This window comes from Mesorhizobium sp., from assembly GCF_004962245.1.
Lineage (GTDB): Bacteria > Pseudomonadota > Alphaproteobacteria > Rhizobiales > Rhizobiaceae > Mesorhizobium.
Genome location: NZ_SUHQ01000011.1, coordinates 1 through 20,722 on the forward strand (window position 1 = coordinate 1; position 20,722 = coordinate 20,722).

24 protein-coding genes are annotated in these 20,722 nt (G+C 62.2%); 14 read left to right on the plus strand and 10 right to left on the minus strand.

The annotated features are described in order from the left end of the window. Positions 1–563 (plus strand): TIGR02117 family protein (locus E5X88_RS13350; protein WP_292161877.1); only part of this gene is annotated, 563 nt, incomplete at its 5' end. A gap of 22 nt (positions 564–585) precedes the next feature. Here the strand turns inward: E5X88_RS13350 and E5X88_RS13355 are convergent. Together E5X88_RS13355 and E5X88_RS13360 are read right to left on the minus strand one after the other, a co-directional pair. Beyond that, positions 586–1,866: an FAD-dependent monooxygenase gene (locus E5X88_RS13355; protein WP_292161879.1), complete on the minus strand. Its 1,281-nt coding sequence runs from the start codon at positions 1,864–1,866 to the stop codon at positions 586–588. A gap of 9 nt (positions 1,867–1,875) precedes the next feature. Beyond that, on the minus strand, positions 1,876–2,121 hold the full coding sequence (locus tag E5X88_RS13360; RefSeq protein ID WP_145720512.1) for a zinc-finger domain-containing protein: 246 nt from the start codon (positions 2,119–2,121) through the stop codon (positions 1,876–1,878). Positions 2,122–2,463: 342 nt separating this feature from the next. Here E5X88_RS13360 and E5X88_RS13365 point away from each other — a divergent pair, with 342 nt between their 5' ends. Both E5X88_RS13365 and ppx read left to right on the plus strand, forming a co-directional pair. Continuing rightward, a complete protein-coding gene (locus E5X88_RS13365; protein WP_292162195.1) occupies positions 2,464–4,665 on the plus strand; it encodes an RNA degradosome polyphosphate kinase in 2,202 nt (733 codons plus the stop codon). Then, a complete protein-coding gene (gene ppx, locus E5X88_RS13370) occupies positions 4,665–6,197 on the plus strand; it encodes an exopolyphosphatase (RefSeq protein WP_292161884.1) in 1,533 nt (510 codons plus the stop codon). The genes E5X88_RS13365 and ppx overlap by 1 nt, the downstream gene beginning before the upstream one ends. A gap of 43 nt (positions 6,198–6,240) precedes the next feature. Here ppx and E5X88_RS13375 read toward each other — a convergent pair whose 3' ends face one another. The 5 genes from E5X88_RS13375 to E5X88_RS13395 form a co-directional block, all read right to left on the minus strand. Further along, positions 6,241–6,663, minus strand: a complete 423-nt coding sequence (locus E5X88_RS13375) for a DoxX family protein (RefSeq protein WP_292161885.1) — start codon at positions 6,661–6,663, stop codon at positions 6,241–6,243. A 177-nt stretch (positions 6,664–6,840) separates the two neighbouring features. Further along, positions 6,841–7,275, minus strand: coding sequence for a DoxX family protein (locus E5X88_RS13380; RefSeq protein WP_292161887.1), 435 nt, complete (start codon positions 7,273–7,275; stop codon positions 6,841–6,843). A gap of 123 nt (positions 7,276–7,398) precedes the next feature. After that, the gene (gene fumC, locus E5X88_RS13385) at positions 7,399–8,796 is read right to left on the minus strand and encodes a class II fumarate hydratase (RefSeq protein ID WP_292161889.1); all 1,398 of its coding nucleotides are present in this window, start codon (positions 8,794–8,796) and stop codon (positions 7,399–7,401) included. A gap of 142 nt (positions 8,797–8,938) precedes the next feature. Further along, the gene (locus E5X88_RS13390) at positions 8,939–9,997 is read right to left on the minus strand and encodes a glycosyltransferase family 10 fucosyltransferase (protein WP_292161892.1); all 1,059 of its coding nucleotides are present in this window, start codon (positions 9,995–9,997) and stop codon (positions 8,939–8,941) included. A gap of 19 nt (positions 9,998–10,016) precedes the next feature. Further along, positions 10,017–10,784: an NIPSNAP family protein gene (locus E5X88_RS13395; RefSeq protein ID WP_292161893.1), complete on the minus strand. Its 768-nt coding sequence runs from the start codon at positions 10,782–10,784 to the stop codon at positions 10,017–10,019. Positions 10,785–10,878: 94 nt separating this feature from the next. On the opposite strand from E5X88_RS13395, the gene E5X88_RS13400 reads away from it, so the two are divergent. Further along, the gene (locus tag E5X88_RS13400; RefSeq protein WP_292161894.1) at positions 10,879–11,535 is read left to right on the plus strand and encodes a TetR/AcrR family transcriptional regulator; all 657 of its coding nucleotides are present in this window, start codon (positions 10,879–10,881) and stop codon (positions 11,533–11,535) included. Between the two features lie 39 nt (positions 11,536–11,574). Continuing rightward, a complete protein-coding gene (locus E5X88_RS13405) occupies positions 11,575–12,258 on the plus strand; it encodes a hypothetical protein (protein WP_292161895.1) in 684 nt (227 codons plus the stop codon). Positions 12,259–12,278: 20 nt separating this feature from the next. On the opposite strand, the gene E5X88_RS13410 is transcribed toward E5X88_RS13405, so the two are convergent. Next, entirely contained in the window at positions 12,279–12,863 is a 585-nt protein-coding gene (locus E5X88_RS13410; protein WP_292161896.1) for a hypothetical protein, read from the minus strand. A gap of 120 nt (positions 12,864–12,983) precedes the next feature. Between E5X88_RS13410 and E5X88_RS13415 the strand changes: the two genes are divergently transcribed. Then, entirely contained in the window at positions 12,984–14,114 is a 1,131-nt protein-coding gene (locus E5X88_RS13415; protein ID WP_292161897.1) for a metallophosphoesterase, read from the plus strand. A gap of 74 nt (positions 14,115–14,188) precedes the next feature. On the opposite strand, the gene E5X88_RS13420 is transcribed toward E5X88_RS13415, so the two are convergent. After that, complete coding sequence (locus E5X88_RS13420) at positions 14,189–14,368, minus strand: CsbD family protein (RefSeq protein WP_292161898.1); 180 nt, start codon at positions 14,366–14,368, stop codon at positions 14,189–14,191. 524 nt (positions 14,369–14,892) lie between these two features. Between E5X88_RS13420 and E5X88_RS13425 the strand changes: the two genes are divergently transcribed. The 5 genes from E5X88_RS13425 to E5X88_RS13445 all read left to right on the plus strand — a co-directional run bounded on the left by E5X88_RS13425 (position 14,893) and on the right by E5X88_RS13445 (position 16,643). Further along, positions 14,893–15,102: a cold-shock protein gene (locus E5X88_RS13425; protein ID WP_010915421.1), complete on the plus strand. Its 210-nt coding sequence runs from the start codon at positions 14,893–14,895 to the stop codon at positions 15,100–15,102. Between the two features lie 348 nt (positions 15,103–15,450). Then, positions 15,451–15,678 (plus strand): hypothetical protein, encoded by a 228-nt coding sequence (locus E5X88_RS13430; protein ID WP_292161899.1) that lies wholly within the window; start codon positions 15,451–15,453, stop codon positions 15,676–15,678. Then, positions 15,678–16,085 carry a hypothetical protein gene (locus tag E5X88_RS13435; protein ID WP_292161901.1) on the plus strand — a complete coding sequence of 136 codons (408 nt, stop codon included), beginning with the start codon at positions 15,678–15,680 and terminating at the stop codon, positions 16,083–16,085. Before E5X88_RS13430 ends, E5X88_RS13435 begins: the two co-directional genes overlap by 1 nt. Before the next feature lies 1 nt (position 16,086). Continuing rightward, entirely contained in the window at positions 16,087–16,254 is a 168-nt protein-coding gene (locus tag E5X88_RS13440; protein WP_292161903.1) for a hypothetical protein, read from the plus strand. A 53-nt stretch (positions 16,255–16,307) separates the two neighbouring features. Continuing rightward, positions 16,308–16,643, plus strand: coding sequence for a YkgJ family cysteine cluster protein (locus tag E5X88_RS13445; RefSeq protein ID WP_292162196.1), 336 nt, complete (start codon positions 16,308–16,310; stop codon positions 16,641–16,643). A 99-nt stretch (positions 16,644–16,742) separates the two neighbouring features. Here the strand turns inward: E5X88_RS13445 and E5X88_RS13450 are convergent, their stop codons facing one another. Then, entirely contained in the window at positions 16,743–17,531 is a 789-nt protein-coding gene (locus E5X88_RS13450; protein WP_292162198.1) for a class I SAM-dependent methyltransferase, read from the minus strand. Between the two features lie 161 nt (positions 17,532–17,692). Here E5X88_RS13450 and E5X88_RS13455 point away from each other — a divergent pair, with 161 nt between their 5' ends. The 3 genes from E5X88_RS13455 to E5X88_RS13465 are packed head-to-tail and all read left to right on the plus strand — an operon-like array spanning position 17,693 to position 20,617. Next, positions 17,693–18,775 (plus strand): ABC transporter substrate-binding protein, encoded by a 1,083-nt coding sequence (locus E5X88_RS13455; RefSeq protein WP_292162199.1) that lies wholly within the window; start codon positions 17,693–17,695, stop codon positions 18,773–18,775. Beyond that, a complete protein-coding gene (locus tag E5X88_RS13460) occupies positions 18,765–19,832 on the plus strand; it encodes an iron ABC transporter permease (RefSeq protein WP_292161905.1) in 1,068 nt (355 codons plus the stop codon). Before E5X88_RS13455 ends, E5X88_RS13460 begins: the two co-directional genes overlap by 11 nt. Then, entirely contained in the window at positions 19,826–20,617 is a 792-nt protein-coding gene (locus E5X88_RS13465) for an ABC transporter ATP-binding protein (RefSeq protein WP_292161907.1), read from the plus strand. The genes E5X88_RS13460 and E5X88_RS13465 overlap by 7 nt, the downstream gene beginning before the upstream one ends. The last annotated feature ends 105 nt before the right edge of the window (positions 20,618–20,722 follow it).

Below are 20,722 nucleotides of genomic sequence, written 5' to 3' on the forward strand. Positions count from 1 at the left end.
ACCCCGCCGCCGCCAGGCACATCCTGGTGCTGAAAAATCCGATCCATACCGATATCGCCATTCCCGTCGATGACGATGTGCGCGAGCGCTTCCATTTCCTGACCGATGCCGGCATTCCGGCCGACATGGCTAAGGTCAGCTACATCGTCTTCGGCTGGGGCGGCCGCGCCTTCTATCTGGAGACCCCGACCTGGTCGGAGCTGAAAGCCGTCCCGGTGATGAAGGCGCTGACATCAGACGCTTCGGTGATGCATGTCGACGTCACCGGCGACATTGTCGAGCCGCATGCCAACGTCGCCGGCTTCGACATCGACGAGGAACGTTTTGTAGTGCTGCTCGACTTCATCGCCGCGAGTTTCCAGCAAGGGCCGAACGGCCCGATCCTGATCGAGAATGCGGCCTATTCGAGGTTCGACCGCTTCTACGAGGCGAATGGCCGTTTCAACGCGCTGGTCGGCTGCAATACCTGGACGGCGGCTGCCTTGCGCACCGCCGGTCTGCGCACAGGCTGGTGGAACCCGCTGCCGGTCTCGCTCGACCTGTCGATGCGGCTTTACAATTGAAGGTCGTTCCGATTGATGATCGCTACGCTGACGACTTGGACCGCCGAGCGTCCGGCACCCGCCAGCCATAGAGCCAGTCAAGATCGGCCGCGAGCTTTTCCGGCGAGCGCAGCTTCAGGAACAGGTTGCGGGCGACCGCCACCGGCCCGGAAGCGTGCCAGGCGAGGTGGTTGAGGGCACCGCGGCGGGCGACTTGGGCGACGCGCCGACGCCGCATCTTTTCCCAGGCGGCAAGCGCGCTTGCGGGATCGGCCGGCGAGGCGGCGACAAAGCCGGCAAGGGTTGCGGCGTCCTCGATCGCCATTGCCGCGCCCTGCGCCGCAAACGGCGTCATCGCATGCGCCGCATCGCCGATCAGCGCTATGCCGGCGGGCGTCGTCCACGGCTGCCTTTGGTCGACCGTATGGACCGGCCATACGGCCCACGGGCCGGCATCCTCGGCAAGCCGGGCCAGTGCCGCGGCCGTGCCACGCATGGCGCTGGCGAGGATGTTGGGGTCGGCGTGGCCCGACCAGTCCTCGGCGATGATCTCGCCCCTGGTGAAGGCGACCAGGTTGAACGCCGTGCCACCGCTGACCGGATAGGCGACAAGGTGGAAGCCGGGATGCAGGAAGGCGGTCACGCAATTGGCGGCGGCGACCGCCGCAAAAGCCTCTCCCGCGGCACTGTCGGCGCCGATCGTGGCGCGCCAGGCAAGCTCGCCCGAAAACCGGCTCGAAGCCGGCCCAGGGGCAGAAACCCCGTTCCTGCCAGACCCGTTCTCGCCGGAAGGGTCGAGGCCACGGATCGTCGACCAGACGCCGTCGGCCCCGATCAGCAGAAAGCCACTCGCCTCGACGGTCTTGCCGGCAATCTCGGCCGTTGCCGTGATATGGCGCGCTCCTGTGGCGATGCTGCCGACGCGCGCGCCGGTGACGAGGCTGATGTCGGGCTGTTCCGTAAGGCGCGCCATCAGCGCGTCTTGCAGATCAGCCCGATGAGCGACGAGATAGGGCGCCTGCCAGCGCCTTTCGGCGGCTTCGCCAAGCGGTACCCGCGCCAGTTCGCGCAGCGTGGCGGCGTCTTTGAGCACGACCGCCTCCGGCCGCACCGCCGCCGGCAGCAGCCGGTCGAGCACGCCGAGATGGCGAAGGATGCGCGTTGCGTTGGGTGAGAGCTGGATGCCGGCGCCGGCCGCTTCGAGGCGCGGCGCCTGCTCGAACAGCCGCACCAGATAGCCGCGCTCGGAAAATGCCAGCGCCGCGGTCAGCCCGGCAATGCCGGCTCCGGCGATGACGACCTGCCGGGACCGCGTATCGTCCATGTGTGCGCGTCAGGCGGCCTGGCCGATATACAGGCACCCCGCAGGCTGCGTTTCCGTCGCCTTCAGCTTTGGCGAATAGCGATAAAGCGTCGAGCAGTAGGGGCAGACCTTTTCATTGTCGTCGCCCATGTCGAGAAATACATGCGGATGGTCGAAAGGCGGGTTGGCGCCGGTGCACATGAATTCCTTGACGCCGATGTCGATCGCCGGATACCCCGCATCGTTCTGGAAATGGGGAATGGAACCGCCTGCCATCGTCCTCTCCTTTAGCTCACGCATGATCTCGAAATCGACATTTTCGAGATATGCGCAAATTGGAATTCTGCGGCGTCCGTTGCGCGTCCGGCAGGACGCGCGGCGCTGCAGTCTCTATCTGCATCTGGATCATAACCCGTCTCTTTGCAAGATCGATGAAATGAAACTGTCGCAAAAGCCTGTCAGAGGATAAGTTAAGCCGGTTAAGGCATGGCCCCGAAAACCGAAATCGGGTTTTCGGGACGGATCATGAGTAGCGTCAGAACGGGCCGCGCGTCCCTTGCGCGTCCGAAAGGACGTGCGGCGCTCTGGCCGGTAGCGGGTGGGAAACAAGCAGGAATGATGAACCAACTAAAGCCAGTGCAGAACGAATTCACCACTGTCGAGGTGGCGAGCCCCGAAGGCGGCAACCCGGATCGCTTCGTCAACCGCGAGTTTTCCTGGCTGCAATTCAACCGCCGCGTCCTCGAGGAGTCGCTGAACGCCAATCACCCGCTGCTCGAGCGTGTCCGCTTCCTGTCGATATCGGCCGCCAATCTCGACGAGTTCTTCATGGTCCGCGTCGCCGGTCTCGCCGGCCAGGTTCGCGAAGGCATCACGCTGAAGAGCCCGGACGGCCGCACCCCCGAACAACAGCTGGAACAGTTGCTGCGCGAGGTCGAGCGTCTGCAGGAGGACCAGCAGAAAAGTCTCTCCGCGCTGATGTTGCTGCTCGACAAGGAAGGCATCGAGAGCATCAACCGCGATGCACTGACCAAGGACGAAAAGGCCTGGCTGGAGGATCATTTCCAGGAACAGGTGTTTCCGGTCCTCACGCCGCTGTCGATCGACCCGGCGCATCCGTTCCCGTTCATTCCCAATCTCGGCTTCTCGATGGCCCTGCAACTGCGCCATCGTAGGAATGGCGAGGAGATGAGCGCGCTGTTGCGTCTGCCGGTGGCGCTGAAGCGCTTCATCCGCCTGCCCGACCGCAAGAATCATGTCCGCTTCATTCCGCTGGAAGAGGCGGTCGGCCTCTATATCGGCAAGCTGTTCCCGGGCTACGAAGTCAAGGGCTCCGGCACCTTCCGCATCATCCGCGACAGTGACATCGAGGTCGAGGAGGAGTCCGAGGATCTCGTGCGCCTGTTCGAGACGGCGTTGAAGCGCCGCCGCCGCGGCTCGGTCATCCGCATCGAATTCGACAAGCTGATGCCGGCCGAACTGCGCGAGTTCGTCGCCGGCGAGCTTGGAGTCTCGTCGAGCCGCATCAGCGTGCTCACCGGTCCGCTGGCGCTCAGCCAGATTTCGGAGATCGTCGCCGTCGCTCGCGACGATCTCAAGTTCACGCCCTATAATCCGCGCTTTCCCGAGCGCATTCGCGAGCATGGCGGTGACTGTTTCGCCGCCATCCGCGAGAAGGACATCATCGTTCATCACCCTTACGAATCCTTCGACGTGGTGGTGCAGTTCCTGCGCCAGGCAATGGCCGACCCGGAAGTGGTGGCGATCAAGCAGACGCTCTATCGCACCTCGAACGACAGCCCGATCGTGCGCGCTTTGGTCGACGCGGCGGAGGCCGGCAAGTCGGTGACGGCGCTGGTCGAGCTCAAGGCGCGTTTCGACGAGGAGGCCAACATCCGTTGGGCGCGCGACCTCGAGCGCGCCGGCGTGCAGGTCGTGTTCGGCTTCCTCGAACTGAAGACCCACGCGAAAATGTCGCTGGTGGTGCGGCGCGAGGACGGCAAGCTGCGCAACTACGTGCATCTGGGCACTGGCAACTACCACCCGGTCACCGCGCGCATCTACACCGACCTGTCCTTCTTCACCACCGATCCGACGATCGCGCGCGATGTCGCCCAGCTGTTCAACTTCATCACCGGCTATGCCGAGCCGACCGAGGAGATGCGGCTGGCCATATCGCCCTTCACGCTGCGCAAACGCATCCTCAAGCACATTTCGGACGAGGTTGCCCATGCGCTGGAGGGCAGGCCGGCGCGCATCTGGATGAAGATGAATTCGCTGGTCGATCCGATCATCATCGACGCGCTCTATGACGCCAGTCGCGCCGGCGTCGAGATCGATCTCGTCGTGCGCGGCATCTGCTGCCTGAGGCCCCAGGTGCCTGGCCTGTCGGAGAACATAAGGGTGAAGTCGATCGTCGGCCGCTTCCTCGAACACAGCCGCATCTATTGTTTCGGCAACGGCCATGGACTGCCCTCGGATGAGGCCGTCGTCTACATCTCGTCGGCCGACCTGATGCCGCGCAATCTCGACCGCCGTGTCGAAACCATGGTGCCGATCACCAATCCAACTGTGCATGAACAGGTTCTCGGCCAGATCATGCTGGGCAACATCATGGACAACCAGCAAAGTTTCGACGTATTGGCTGACGGAACCTCTCGGCGCGCCGTGCTTGAGGAGGGCGAGGAACCGTTCAACGCGCAGGAATATTTCATGACCAATCCGAGCCTTTCCGGACGGGGCGATGCACTGAAATCGCATGCGCCCAAGCGCATCGCGCAGTTCAAGCGCCGCAAGAAAAACGGCGCAGCGTCCGGCTGATGATTTCAACGTCCCAGGGCCGGCTTCAGGACCGCCGACCGCTGTCCATCATCGACATCGGGTCGAACTCGATCCGTCTTGTCGTCTACGAGGGGTTGGCGCGCTCGCCGACCACGCTGTTCAACGAAAAGATGCTGGCTGGCCTCGGTCGCGGCATCGTTTCGACCGGAAAGCTCGACCCCGAGGCGGTGACGCGCTCGATGGAGGAGTTTCGCCGTTTCCGTGCGCTCTCTGACCAGGCCGGCGCCGAGCATATGTATGTGCTGGCGACCGCCGCCGCCCGCGAGGCGGTCAACGGCCCCGATTTCATCCACCGCGCCGAAGACGTGCTCAAGACCGAGGTCCAGGTGCTGAGCGGGCGCCAGGAAGCGCATTATTCCGCGCTCGGCGTCATTTCCGGCTTCCATCCGGCCAACGGCATCGCCGGCGACCTCGGTGGTGGCAGCCTCGAACTGGTCGACGTCGACGGCGAGGCGATCGGCGACGGCATCACGCTGCCGCTGGGCGGCCTGCGTCTGCAGGACATGGCCAGGAATTCACTGCCCCAGGCGGCAAAGATAGCTCGCGACGAACTGGCGCGGGCAAAGCTTCTGAAAGGCGGGCGGGGCAGGCCATTCTATGCGGTCGGCGGCACCTGGCGAAACCTCGCCCGGCTGCATATGGAAATGACCAGATATCCGCTGGCCGTCATGCACCATTATGAGATCGGCATCGACAGCGCCGCGAATTTCCTCAAGCAGGTGGCCAAGGGCGAGATCGAGAAGGTGAGGGGCATCGAGGGCGTCTCGAAGAACCGCCGCTCGCTGCTGCCTTATGGCGCCATCGTGCTGCAGGAGATCATGACGGCGATGCAGCCGTCCAAGATCATCGTCTCGGCGCTGGGCGTGCGCGAGGGCTTTCTCTATTCGCTGCTCAACGCAGCCGAGCAGAGGGCAGATCCGCTGATCTCGGCCTCGGAGGAACTTGCCCGGCTTCGCTCGCGCTCGGTCACCCATGCGCAGGAGCTTGTCGAATGGACGGGCAAGACCTTTGCCGCCTTCGGCATCGACGAGACCGATGACGAGACGCGCTATCGCCGGGCCGCCTGTCTGCTTGCCGACATCGGCTGGCGCGCGCATCCCGAATATCGTGGCAAGCAGTCGCTCAACATCATCGCCCATGCCTCCTTTATCGGCGTCGACCATCCCGGGCGCGCCTTCCTGGCGCTCGTCAATCTGTTTCGCCACGAGGGCCTGTTCAATGAAGCCGCTCCGGAAATCCGGGGACTGGCGACGCCGCGTTACCTCGAGCGCGCCCGCGCGCTGGCCGCGGTAATGCGCGTCGTCTACCTGCTGACGGCGGCGATGCCGGGCGTCATGCCGCGGCTGAAATGGGAGAATCGCGGCAATGGCGTGCTTGCGCTGGTGCTGCCGGCGTCACTGGCCGATCTTTACGGCGAGCGGCCTGCCGGGCGCCTGGTGCAACTGGCGAGGGTCATCAATCGCCGGCTGGTGCTGGAGGTCGAGGGCGGCCCCAGTGTGTCTGCCAAATAGCTCGTTTCTGCCAATTAGGTCGGGCCAAGTAGCCTTGTTTCGGTCAAATGGCGTCGGCATCGATCCCAAATGCCCGGCCGTCGATCGAATAGGCACCTGCGCCAGCCATCGCCAGCGCCAGGAAACCGCCTGATAGGGCGAGGTCCTTCATCAGCATCTGTGAATGCATGAAGGTCAGCGTCGGGTCGCCGCCGCCCTGACCATAATGGCCGATGAAGGCGGCTGCGATGCAGAAGGCGGCAAGCAGGAGTGCCGCGATCGGCGTCTTGAGGCCGACGAGGATGAGCAGTCCGGCGATCAACTCGAATAGGCCCGTCGCCCAGGCCACGAGCGTCGGTAGCGGCAGACCGAGGCCGGCAAAATAGCCTGCGGTGCCGGCGATGTCGCTGAGCCCGTGGAAACCGGAAGGGACGAAAAGCGCGGCGAGCAGCAGCCGGGAAAGCAGAAGCAGCGCATCGTGGGGCATGGTCACCTCCCTTGTCGGCCGAGCCGGTTGGCCTGTTCCTCCCCGACACTTCGATCTTGGCAGAAATTCGCGCCACGCCAACTGGTCCGGCGAATCGAACGTCCGGATGGATCGACAACGAAAAAGGGGCACGGAAAATTCCGCGCCCCTTTTTCTTGCAATAGTCCTGAGACTGCGTCAGCCGCGCTTGGCGTCGACCGAATAGGCGCCGGCGCCCGACGAGGCCAGCACGAGGAAGCCGCCGGCAATCGCCAGGTTCTTCATGAAGCTGATCATCTGCATCTGATCGGCCCAGCCGGTGTGGGCGACCAGCGCCGTGGCGACGGTGAAGACCGCCAGCACCCAGGCGGTGATCCGTGTCTGAAAACCGATGAGGATGGCGAGACCGCCGAGCAGTTCGATCAGGCCGACGGCGATCGCCGTTACGGTCGGCATCGGCAGGCCCATGCTGCCGAAATAGCCTGCGGTGCCGGCGATCGCGGTGAGCTTGCCGAAACCGGAAAGCACAAAGATGACTGAAAGCAGGACACGGCCGAGAAGGATCGTGCCAGAGGCGTTAGAAGCGGCGTTGGAAACGGTGCCGGAACCGGCAACGGAAGTATTGGTGGACATGGTGGTTCTCTCCGGGATGGGGTTGTGATGCCCATCCAGATAGAGCAGGTCGACTGTTCACCAAAGACGCAGATTTGGTTACAGATCGTTCACCGCAGTAACGTTTTTGCGATCGGTCGATGGCTATCCCGGATGCGTCATGTCTTCTGGCCGCACCAGCCGGTCGTAGTCGGCTTCGCTGACCAGCCCGGTGGCCAGCGCTTCCTCGCGCAAGGTTGTACCCTTCTTGTGCGCGGTCTTGGCGATCTTGGCGGCATTGTCGTAGCCGATGGTCGGCGCCAGTGCTGTCACCAGCATCAGCGAGCGGTTCAATGCCTCACGGATGTTGTCTTCCCGCGCTTCGATGCCGACGACGCAGTTGTCGGTGAAGGAGATGGAGGCGTCGGCGAGCAATTGCACCGACTGCAGGAAATTATAGGCCATCAACGGATTGTAGACGTTGAGCTCGAAATGGCCCTGGCTGCCGGCAAAGGTCAGTGCGGCATTGTTGCCGAACACCTGCACGCAGACCTGGGTCATCGCTTCGCACTGCGTCGGATTGACCTTGCCCGGCATGATCGACGAACCCGGCTCGTTTTCCGGCAGCGACAATTCGCCGAGGCCAGAGCGCGGTCCGGAGCCGAGGAAGCGGATGTCGTTGGCGATCTTGAACAGGGCGGCGGCACTTGCGTTGATGGCGCCATGCGAAAACACCATGGAATCATGTGCGGCCAGTGCCTCGAACTTGTTCGGCGCGGTGACGAAGCCGATGCCGGTGATCGCGGCGATGCGTGCCGCCACCTTCTCGGCAAAGCCCACCGGCGCATTGAGGCCGGTGCCGACGGCGGTGCCGCCCTGTGCCAGTTCCTGCAGGCCGGGCAGCGTCATCTCGATGCGCTTGATCGAGGAGGCGACCTGCGCGGCATAGCCTGAGAATTCCTGGCCGAGGGTAAGGGGCGTGGCGTCCTGCGTGTGGGTACGGCCGATCTTGATGATGTGGGCGAACGCCCTGGTCTTGTCCTCCAGCGCCGCGTGCAAATGCCTGAGCGCCGGCAACAGGTCGTGGACGATGCGCTCGGCGCAGGCGATGTGCATGGCCGTCGGATAGGTGTCGTTCGACGACTGGCTCATATTGACGTGGTCGTTGGGGTGCACCGGTTTCTTCGAGCCCATGACGCCGCCCAGGATCTCGATCGCCCGGTTGGAGATCACCTCGTTGGCGTTCATGTTGGACTGTGTGCCCGAGCCGGTCTGCCAGACAACCAGCGGGAAATGATCGTCGAGCTTGCCGTCGATGACCTCCTGGGAGGCTTCGATGATCGCCTTGCCGATTGCCGGGTCGAGCCGCTTCAGCTCCATATTGGCCTCGGCCGCCGCCCGCTTGACGATGCCGAGCGCGCGAACGATCGACGCCGGCTGCTTTTCCCAGCCTATTTTGAAATTGCCCAGCGAGCGCTGCGCCTGCGCGCCCCAGTAACGGTCGGCGGCGACCTCGATGGGACCGAACGTGTCGGTTTCAGTTCTGCTCTCTGGCGCGCTCACGTGTCTCTCCGGTCTGTCGAATTCGGCACCGGCGTATCGCGTTGCACAACTGGCTTCAAGCGAAGATTAGGGACGGGAGCGATGCAAATCGGTTCAAAAGGACGCCCTTCCGGCACCGGACAGCGGGGAGGCGAGCGGATTGTCAGCTCGGGGCTTTTTTCCGCCAGCGACGTAGCCGCGTGCGCAGGAAAGAGATGCGGCCGAAAGGCAGCGTTGGCCTTCCGGTTGGCGGGGCTGTGCGGTTCTCCATACGTTGACGAACGAGGTTCGCCAATCGACAGAAGGCAGGTGTTTCAAGGTGTTGCAGGCGCTTGATGAGCTCGTGAGGCAGCGGCTTTGCCCGCCAGGCAAAATAAGCTTCGTAGGCTTGCGGCGTTTCTATCAGATGTTGGAGGTATGAGGCCAGATCCTTGGCGTCGTGGAAGGCGTTCGCATCGATATACGAATTCTCCGGGACGAATTCACCCACATTCGGCGCGCCAAGATAGATCGGTACGGTACCGGCTCTGAATGCATCGAAGATCTTCTCGGTGACGTAATCGGTCTCGATCGAGTTTTCCAGCGCGAGGCAGAATCTGTGTCGCGCAATGGTTTCGATCTTTGTTTTCGAACCAAGATCGGGACCGGAAATCGATCGATTGTTGAGATGCCGGCCATAGGAATCGATCTTGATATGGCGTGAAAGCTCAGCTGCGAAATCGACGCGGCCGCTGTAGTTCAATCCAGCCGATTGAAAATGCGCCACCGGAGCGATTTCCGTCTTCAACGGGACTGGCCTGGCAAGCGTTTTTTCCCACCAGCGGATGCGAGGAAGATAGGGCGCCCAAACATCCGACCGGGATTCATACGTCATCGTGATGTCGAAATGTTTCATGATTTCGGCGTCTGCGAGTCGCTTGTAGTTTTGGCGGCTCTCCATCGACCAGGCGACCCAATACTGGCCCGGGTACTTGTAAGCATCGCCGATATCCCGAAAGTTCGGAATATGGAAGACGACCGCGGCCGCCTCGGAAATCCGGCTCTTGTCCAGCGTCCACCGTCCAGGCACGTCACAGCGTATAGATGCGATATCGACAGGCTTGCTGAAAAAAGTCGTGTAGAAAAGGATCAGCGGGTCGTTCGATGGCATGAAGCTGGCACCACGATTGTAGGACAGGCTTCTTACGTCAGGCTGGCCGGAAAGCGAAATTTGCTCGGTCATGCGTCCTCACGATATGTCATCACCCCAGCAGCGATTGTGAGGTGGGCGAAAGGCGCAGCGTTTCCGTCGGCCTGGCCAGATCCGACTGCAACGCCTGCCAGACCGGCGCGGTGGCAAGCGCTGCCTCAAGGCTTGCATGGGCGTCGGTGCCGTCGATACCGGTGACGGTTATGAAGACGTTTTCACTCGTCCGCACCGGCAGACGGGGAAAGCTGTTTTCGGCATGCTCGCTGACAAAAGCCGCAAGCGGCCGCGCGCCAAGTGCCGCCAGCATGGGAATGGCGTCGGTTTCGAAGCGGCTGGCGAAATCGGCCTCGGCGCCGGGCCGCAAATGATGAATCCGGATGACAACAATACCCGACAACCGATTGTCCCTGCTTGGCTTTTTGTCACCCGGAAAGTCCGCTCGTTGCGAACCCGTCAGGTCGAAACCCGCACCTGGCCATGCCGGCTTCAGCAACAGCACGTCGTCGGAGGAGATCATCGTGGCGTTGGCGGCATCGCGCCAGGCAGCCCACACGGGTCCCTCGTAGAAAGCGGTCAGCGCATTTTTCCGTGCCTCCATGCCGTCGAAGCCGCGCAGCCATACGAACATGTCAGGCCGGTCGAGATCGCGGAACTGGCCGATGATGGTCATCCCTGCCACTTCCTGGCCCTCGATCAGATGGCCGTCGAAGATACCGATCAGCGCATCGCGCTGGCCGGGTTTCAGCACGTACTGCCTGAGTTCGACGACCGGCGAGGCGTTAAGGCCAGATTTCGGAGGGGCATTCACGGGCAGGTTCATAGCGCAATCTCCAAAACAGGGTGTTTATCCTGTTTTAAAACAGACCGGTTGTCCTGTTTTGTCAATCTGCTATCGTGCGGAAATGTCAGCAGAGATGACCGCTCGCCCAAAGGTGCGGCCCGGGAAACGCACCAACGACCCGGAAGGCCTGCGCAAACGCGTGCTCGATGTCGCCGAAGCCTCCTTTCAGGCGCGCGGCTACCACGCTTCCAGCCTCGGCGACCTGATGGCGGCGGCGGGCGTCACCGGCGGCGCGCTGCATCATCATTTCCCCACCAAGAAGGCGCTGGCGCTGGCGGTGATCGAGGAGCGGGTGGCGGCTGCCGTCGAGGAAACATGGATTGCCCCGGTGCGGGCGGCAGGCTCGGCGCGCGAGGCTGTGCGCGGCGTGTTCGAGGCCGTGGCAACGGAACTGGAGCAACAAGGTTTCGTGCGCGGCTGCCCGCTCAACAACCTGGCGCATGAACTGTCGCTCGCCGATCCGGATTTCCGCACTGCCCTTGCGAGCATCTTTTCGGTATGGCGCCAGGCGATCGCCGACAAGATCAGAGACGACCAGCAAGCGGGCAGGGAGCAGGGGACCGATCCGCAACGTTTCGCCGCGCTCTCGGTCGCCACCTATTCCGGTGCCATGTCGATGGCCAAGACGACGCAGGATGCTGGTGTGCTGCGCGACTGTGTACGCGCGCTGGACGAGAGGGGCCCCTGTAATACTGCCGCTGTTCGCCAGGTTTGCCACTCGCCCGACTGATGTTATCCTGAATGACTTGCTGGATGGCTGGGGGGACAATTGCTCTCGAAGACAGTATTCCAACGTGCGGCCTTGCCTTGCGCCATCGCCCTTGCGACAGTTCCGGTGTTTGGGCTCGCCGAGCCTTCAATCAAGGCGTTGTACGAGATCAAGCTCGATATCGACAATGATGGCAAAACGGATCGAGCCGTGTTGGTGTTGGTGGGCGGTCCCGAGCGCACGGACTTTGGCCCTTTGAGCGACGAGCGGTACGGGTTGGGCGCTGGCGAGAGCGTGGACCTTTATCTCTACTTGGCCGTCGGCGATGAAAAGCTCGATCTTTCGCGCAAGCCGGCCTTTCTTAGAAAGGACATCGTCGATCCGGAAGAAACCCCCTGGGTTCAGCCACTAGAAAGCAATGGCAAGGGATCGCTGATCGTCACGTCCGTTTACGGCTGGGGAGCCCGGCAATCATGGGGCCAGGGCATCACGATCGTCCATCGCGGCGGCGAATTGCTGGTCGCAGGCTACTCCAGAGACTGGGAGTGGGGCAACGAAGTCCACAAATCGGATGGGTCATGGGACGTGGAGACAACCATCGGCGGTTGTGACATCAACTTTCTCACCGGAAAGGGCATTGTGTCGGAAGGACTGGAGGAAAGTAAACCGATCGAAGGGAAATTCACACCCGTGAAGCTCGCAAACTGGTCGAATGACAAGCGCCCCGAGGCCTGTGATTTCTAAGGCGCTTGATGGGCCTCACCCTACTGCAGCGGTTCGATGACCTCGTAGCCGACCACGCTTTCGGCGTTGGTGCCTTCGTCATAGCGCCTGGCCAGAACCGCCTGCAGGTCGGGCGCGTAGAGCGCGGTGAATTCATCCAGTGTCTTGCCGGCCTCGTTCTTGATCGTCTGCTTGACGGCGAGCACGTTGTACTTGCAGTCGCCGAGGCTGAACGTCTCCTTGCCCTTGACGTTGATTTCGAGCGTTTCGGTGCCCTTCGGTTGTTTGTCTGGCGCAAGGCGGACGAACAGGGTCTTGCTTTTCGTCCCTGCCTTGAGCGGAAACAGCTTTCTGAGATCGGAAAACGGGATCATGGCAAGCTGACCGGTCTCGCTGTCGCGGAGCACCTCGATCAGACCGCCGAACAGGAATTGCGCCTGCGGCGATTGAGACTGGTATGTGTTGGCGACGGACATCATCCCACCCGCTGCCGGTCGAAACTCGCTGCGGATCCCAGGCTTTTCGAGAATGAAGCCGGCCTTGGCGGCCTTGGCGTCGATGCACTCGGCACCATGAGCGGCGCTCGCCAGGATGGTGAGTGTCATGCCGATGGATATCGTCTTCATAGCATCTGCCCGCTTAAGTTGAGTTCCGACACTGAAAGGAATGCCAGACCTGCGGCACCGTGTCGACATCCGTTCGAGTCCACTGGACGAAGAGGCACCGACTGTGCTGATTTTCGCCCCATGGATCGCGTCTCGGCAGGACCACTTTCACGGCGCAGCTTTCTGGCGCAGGCGGCGGGATTTGCCGCGGCCGTCGCCCTTGTGCGGCCGGCGTCCGGTCAGACCGGGCAGCGCATTGCGCCTGTCGACGCCACCTTCCTGTTCATCGCCGATGTCCATGCCTGTCGCATGGCCAGCGGGCTGAGCCCGAATTGCCAGCAGGAAGGCAAGACCGATGCCGCCCTGCTGCGCAATGTCGCCGCGTTGAACGGCATCGGCGACAAGGAGTGGCCGGCCGAAATCAACGGCATCGCGACCGGCCTGCGCTCGGCCGGCAGCCGCATCGGCACGCCGCTCGGCCTCGTCGTCGGCGGCGACATGACCGACGACGGCGGCGGCCAGGTCACCCAGCCCAGCGAAGGCACGCAGCTTCTCCAGTTCAGCCAGCGTTACCAGCAGGGCGTCGGTCCCGATCGCGTGCATGTGCCGGTCTATGTCGGGCTCGGCAACCACGATCTGGACCAGAACGGTCCGCCGCCGCATACCGACTGGTACCGCCGCGAAATGCGCGACTATGTCGAGGTCAACCATCGTGCCGGCGTGTTCTTCAAGCCGCCGGTGCCGGCAGCCAGTTACGATATCGACACCGACTGCTACTCATGGGACTGGGGCGGCCTGCATCTCGTCCAGACGCACCGTTTTGCAGGCGACACCGGCCACGGCGCCGTTTCCAGCCTGCCGTGGCTGAAGGAGGACCTGGCAACCCATGCGGCGGACGGTCGCCCCGTCATCCTGTTCCAGCACTATGGCTGGGATGTTTTTTCGATCGAACGGTGGGATGCCGCCAAAAGAACCTTCGACGATGACGGCACCGGCGCGCCGCATTGGTGGAGCGAAGCGGACCGGCAGGCGCTGCTGGCGGCGCTGAAAGGCTACAATGTCATCGGCATCTTCCATGGCCACCAGCACGAGACGCCGATGATCTACAGCCGCGACGGGCTCGACCTGTTCAAGCCGAAGGCCGCCTTCATGGGCGGCTTCGCGCTGGCGCGGGTGACCAGCGACTGCGTGGACGTGGTGCTTGGTGAAGCCATCGGTGACCATGGCGAGGTCGCCTTCACCAACGCTTTCTCGAAGAACCTGAAGATGTGAGGACCAACGGTGCGCTGCGCGTTCCAGGCGAGGGCGGACAGCGCTCTGGCACTTTGATTTCAGCGTCGCAGGGATCAGAGTGCCTTGCTGACCTTGTCCTTCACGTCGCCATAGGCCTTCTGCAATTTGCCGGCGATCTTGTCGGCCGAGCCTTCAGCCTGGACGCGCCTGTTGCCGGTCGCCTTGCCGGCGGCTTTCTTGACCGAACCCTTGACCTGCTTGGCTAGGCCCGCAACCTGATCCTTGTTCATCATGGCCGCATCTCCTGGGAATTTGTGTTCGTCCTGGGAAAACGGGCGGCAGGTTTCTCCGGTTCTGAGGCCGATTGCCGCTCGCGATAAAAAGAACGCCCCTCGCGTTTTGATAAAAAGAACGCCCCTCGCGCGTTTTATTGCACGGGAGGCGTCCTTTGTGTCAGCCTTCCCAAGATTGCTCTCATGAACTGCTGACGATACTCAAAATGCGCGATCACCAAAATGGTTCCCGTAATGGTGCGATTTTTTTTATGCCGGCGCTGGCCCGGTTCCGACGCCGGATCCGCCAATCGGATTGCGTGCTTCGGACCAGCTTGCGGCGACGGGTCCGCTGGCGGCGAAAGCAAAAATTGACATAGCGCCAAAAGAAGTCTAAAAGAAATTCGTCGATATTTGTTTGACTGACTTTTGTTATCCGCGCGCCCAGGCGCGCCTTTGACGAACTTCCCCCATCAAAATCGAGACAAACGTTGTTGTGCATTCGCATGACGGCGAACGAATATTTGCCACGGAAAGGGTTCGTTATGAGCACAGGCACAGTTAAATGGTTCAACGCCACCAAGGGTTTTGGTTTTATTCAGCCTGACGACGGCTCGGCCGACGTTTTTGTCCACATCTCGGCCGTGGAACGCGCCGGAATGCGCGACATCGTCGAGGGCCAGAAGCTCGGCTACGAGATGGTTCGCGACAACAAGTCGGGCAAGATGTCCGCCGATCAGTTGAAGGCGGCCTAAAACGGAATTCAGCCTCGCCGGTGACCACGGATGTACTGGCACCGGTGAACGGCGAATTCCAGCGCATGATCCGGAAACTTCAGTTTCCAGGGATCATGCGCAGATGAGAAGTGTCAGCGCGTTCATCCGGACGCGCGGCGCTCCAGCGCACAAGGTCAGGCAATGCCTGGCCTTTTGCATTGGGGGTGCTTCAAAAATTCGAGAAAGAGCACCGCGCGTTCGCCTGAACGTGTTAAGGCTGCTCCAGCAATTTGAATCCGACTGCCGTATTGCCTTGTGCATGGTCCTGGTCGAAAGACCGGTCTCGCCATTTTTTGCGGCATCATGCTCCGAACCGGGAGAAAGACCTTGACCGCCACTTCAAAGAAATCCCGCGACCAGGCCGAATCCATCTTCAGCAAGGCCCAGACCCAGTCCATGTCGCTCAACCGCATCATTTCCGAACAGGATGCCGTCAGCCAGGCCCGGGAAGCCAAGACCGCGCGGCTGCGCGAACTGCGCCTGGAAAAGGAAGCCGACGAGATGGCTGCCGCCGCCGCGCTTGCCGCCTCGCCGAAGCGCGCGGGCAGACGCTGATGGCCACCAAGCGCGTCCCGCAAAAAGCGATCGCCGCCGATTCGACCATCGCCGATGTCGTGGGAGCCCTCGACAAGCCAGTCGAATATGTCCGGCGCGTGCTCGAAAAGCTCGAGCGCTGCAAGCGCGCCCACGGCGATGCACAGGTGCGGCTCGGCGTACGTGGCCGCTCCGAATGCCCGAACTATCTGATCGAATATGTCCGCGAAAATGCCAAGACCCATGAGCGCGTCACCCATCAGGATGCCGCCTATAGCGGCAGCACGCATCGCGAGCTGGCGCCTCGGCACATCGAGGAGGCGAGGAATTGGTCGCCCGAGGAAATGAACATCACGGCGGTCTCGGCGCTGATCGGCCGCCTTCGTAACCCGAATGCGCCATCTTCGCGTTTCTCCGACGAGGACTGATATGGCCATAAAATTTTCTGCCAAGGACCAACCGGCAGCACCAGCCGCCACCGCAAAGCTGGCCAAGCCGGCCGCGGCGCCGAAAGCCGACGCATCCGTCGAGGCCGCGACCGATCTGTTCAAGTCGCCGGCGGAGGTGGCGTCGCGCAAGGCCAGGAAGAAGAAATAGCGCTCTTGCCGCGAAACGCTGATCTTGATCCTGTTGCGCCAGGGCTGCTTGCCTTGGCGGTCGCCGGGGCCTTTTCGTCTCTGGAAGAGAACGCCGCTCCTCTCTTCGATTGCCAGAGCTGCGGCGCCTGCTGTTCCTATTCGGCCGAATGGCCGCGCTTCTCGACAGAAGACGACGCGCAGCTCGACCGGATTCCGGCAAAATACGTGTCCGCCGACGAAGCCGGCATGCGCTGTGACGGGACGCGCTGCTCAGCGCTTGCCGGCGAGGTTGGCAAGTCCACCGCTTGCGGCATCTACGAGATCCGCCCCGATGTCTGCCGCGCCTGCATGCCCGGCGGCGACGATTGCCTGATGGCGCGCAAGGCGCACGGATTGCCGACGCCGTAATAACGGCCCTCAGGTAGTGTCTCAGTGAATTTCCGCTTCGGGTCAAATTTTGCCCGCGCGGTTCCTCCTACGCAATCGACGTCAAGCCTGCTCAGAGCTTTACTTCGGCTTCGTCGCGCAGATCGCGAAGCGGTGTTGGGTGGCTCGTTCGATCGCCTTGGGCCAACGCATCTTCCGCGCCTGGGCGCGATGGATCGCGCCCAGTTTCCAGTCGACGACGGGCTCATCGAACCCGGCTTCGGCCAGCAAGCGCCCAATCACTTCCGCCCGTGCGCCGCCCGAGAAATAGACTCGGGCAAGAATGCTCCGGTGGCGTCCGGCAATAGAGGCGCCGTCATTGTCCACCAACCGCGACTTGCCGGCTGTGAGCTTCTCCCAAAGTTCCCGCAAACTCGTTGCCCAGTTGCGGCTGACAAAATCGCCATCGATGACCAGCAGCTTGCCGCCCGGCTTCAGCAGCGAGAACCATTCGGCAAAGGCCGCCTTCGGATCCACCAGCGTCCAGACGAGATGACGAGTGACGATGACGTCGTAGCTCGCCTTGTCCTCGATCGTCCGTTCAGCATCACTTACGATGAACCGGATAGCGGCGCCGCGTTTTTGCGCCTTGGCCTGCGCTTTGGCGAGCATGGCTTCCGACCAATCGAGGCCCGTCACCACAAATCCCAGATCGTGCATCAGATGCGAAATGACGCCCGTCCCACAGGCGATATCCAAAGATGCCCGCCCGGCGCCAGGCCCGAGGTGCTTGCTTATGAGCGCATGCCAGGCGGTGCGCTCCTGCTCGGAAAAAATTTCGTGGCCGACCTGCAGGTCGAAGGTCTCGGCGCGGTCGGACCAATAGTCCCGGATTTCGTCGCGCAGCGAATAGTTTGCGTGAGCCGTCATCGCCGAAACACTCTCCCCAGAAGCGGCACATTGGAATTGCTCTAAAAGATAATTCTTGATTACACAATTCATGTTTTCTAATCCGGACCGGCAAACTGAATTGCGAGAGCACAATGATTTTGAAGTCGATATTTGCAGCCGCGGTCGCCCTCGCGGCCTTCATGCCGCTAACCGATGGCGCGCGCGCTGAGACCGTCATCGACATTACCGGCCGCAAGGTCGAGGTGAAGACGCCGGTTGAGAAGGTCATCCTCGGCGAAGGCCGGCAGATCTACCTGATTGCCGCGCTCGATACCGACAATCCCTTCAAGCGGATCGTCGGCTGGCGCGAGGATTTCTCCCAGGCCGATCCCGACAATTACGCCATCTATCTGGAGAAATTCCCCTCGATGGCTACGATCCCGACCTTCGGCGGTTTCAAGGACGGCACCTTCGACATCGAGCAGGCCATCGCGCTTCAGCCGGACGTGATGATCATGAATATCGAGTCCAAGCAGGCAACCGAGGACGCGCAATATATCGAAAAGCTCGCCGCCGTCGGCATCCCGGTGGTCTATGTCGATTTCCGCGAGCATCCCTTCACCAACACCGAGCCGAGCATGCGCCTCATCGGCAAGCTCTTTGGCCAGGAAGAGCGGGCCGAAGAGTTCGTCGCCTACCGCACCGCGCAGATCGCACGTGTCACCAAGGTGATCGAAGAGAAGGATCCAAAGCGCCCGACTGTTTTCATGGAGCGCGCTGGGGGCTATTCCGACGATTGCTGCATGAGCTTTGGCAATGACAATTTCGGCAAGTTCGTGGAGATGGCCGGCGGCCAGAATATTGCGGCGGACCTGATCCCGGGCACCTTTGGCGCGCTCAACCCGGAACAGATCATCGCAAGCGATCCTGATCAGGTGATTGTGACAGGCGGCAACTGGGAGGCGTATGTGCCGGGCGGCAAGTGGGTCGGAGTAGGCCCCGGCGCGGACAATGCGGAGGCACTCAGGAAGCTCAAGGGCCTAACGGAACGGCCTGCCCTCACGGGCGTCAAGGCGGTGGAGAGCGGGCGGATCCACGCCATCTGGCATCAGTTCTACAACAGCCCCTACCAGTTCGTCGCCATCCAGCAGATGGCCAAGTGGCTGCACCCCGACCTGTTCGCCGATCTGGACGCCGAGGCCACCTTCAAGGAGTTGCACGAGAAGTTCCTGCCGGTCGAGTACAGGTCTGGCTATTGGGTCTCGCTCTCCGATGAGCAGTGAACCAGCGGCATTGTCGGCCAAAGAAGGGCGCGGGCTCTACCGCGCCCTCGTCCTGCGCAAGCAGCTCATCCTCGCATGGCTCGCCCTGGCGCTGCTCCTGAGCCTTTGCATCGACCTCGCGCTCGGCCCTGCCAGCTACAGCCTCGACCAGGTGGTGCTCGCCCTCGTTTCTCCCGGCTCCGTACCGCTTCAGGTGCGCGTCGTGCTTTGGGAAATCCGGCTTCCCATCGCGCTGATGGCTGTGGTCGTTGGCGCTGCACTCTCGGTTGCCGGGGCTCAGATGCAGACCATCCTCAACAATCCGCTTGCCAGCCCGTTTACGCTCGGCATTTCGGCGGCAGCCAGCTTCGGCGCAGCACTCGCGCTCGCCTTCGGCGTCGCGCTCGTCCCCGCGGCAATCGAATATGTCGTGCCGCTCAACGCCTTCGCGGTTGCGATGCTGACCGCGCTCGTCATCCATCTATTGAGCCTCAAGCGCGGCGTGACCGTCGAAACCATAGTGCTTCTCGGCATCGCGCTCGTCTTTACCTTCAATGCGCTGCTGTCGCTCGTCCAGTATCTGTCCTCAGAGCAGGCGCTGGCCGCGGTCGTGTTCTGGACGATGGGAAGCCTCACCAAGGCCACCTGGCCCAAGCTCATCATCACCAGCCTCATCCTTCTCGCAACGCTGCCGATATTCGCACGCCGCGCTTGGGCGCTGACGGCGCTACGGTTGGGCGAAGACAAAGCCGCGAGTTTCGGGGTCAACGTCGCGCGCCTGAGGCTCGAAACCATGATGATGGTGAGCCTGCTCGCCGCCATCCCCGTCGCCTTTGTCGGCACGATCGGCTTCATCGGGTTGGTCGGCCCGCACATCGCCCGCATGCTGATCGGAGAAGATCAGCGCTTCTTCCTGCCCGCCTCGGCTCTTTCGGGGGCGCTCGTCCTTTCGGCGAGTTCGGTCGCCAGCAAGTCGCTCGTTCCGGGTACGATTTTCCCGATAGGCATCGTCACCTCGCTCATTGGCATTCCCTTCTTCATCTCGCTCATCCTCTCGAATGTGAGGCGCTCATGGTGACGATCAGGCTCGACGATCTCGGAGCTTTCCACGGTAACCGGCTGGTGCTGAGCGGGGTTACGACACCGCATCTTTCCGGCGGGCATGTGGTCGCTGTCATCGGTCCCAACGCCGCGGGTAAGTCCACATTGTTCAAGCGTATCGCCGGGCTCTTGCGGGGCCCGGGCCGTATCGAGATCGAAGGCGCACGCGCCGCGGCGCGGAATACCATCTGCTACATGCCGCAGGATACAGCCGCCAGCGCAGTGCTGACCGTCTACGAATCGATCCTGCTCGCCCGCAAACAGGACTCGGCCTGGAGCGTCACTGCCGCGGATCTGGCAACGATCGACCTAACCATCGCCGCCTTGGGCCTGTCTGCCATCGCCTTTCGCAATATCGGGGAGCTTAGCGGCGGGCAGCGGCAGTTGGTGAGTATCGCGCAGACATTGGTCCGCGAGCCAGAGGTGCTGCTGATGGACGAACCGACCTCCGCGCTGGACCTCAACCGCCAGGTGGAAGTCTTGAGCTTGATGCGAACGGTCGCGCGAGAGAGGGGCGCGGCGGTGCTGATTGCCCTTCACGACATCAATCATGCCCTTCGCTTTGCCGATCGGACCATGGTCATCGTCGAAGGGAGGCTCGTCGCATGCGGCCCGTCGCGCGATGTCATCACCAGCGCCCTTTTGCGGCAGGTGTACAACGTGGACGCACGGATCGAGATGTGTTCCCGGGGCATCGGTCATGTGATCATAGACGGAGCAGTGAATGAGGCGGCGACAAAGCCGGCGCCTATGGCGGCGTAGCGCGAAGTTAAAGGCAGCGCACCGTGTGAAGACCTCCAACAGAACGAGCGGGACGCGGACTTTGCCGACGTTCCTGCGACCAATCGCCATGGCTTGTGCTACGTG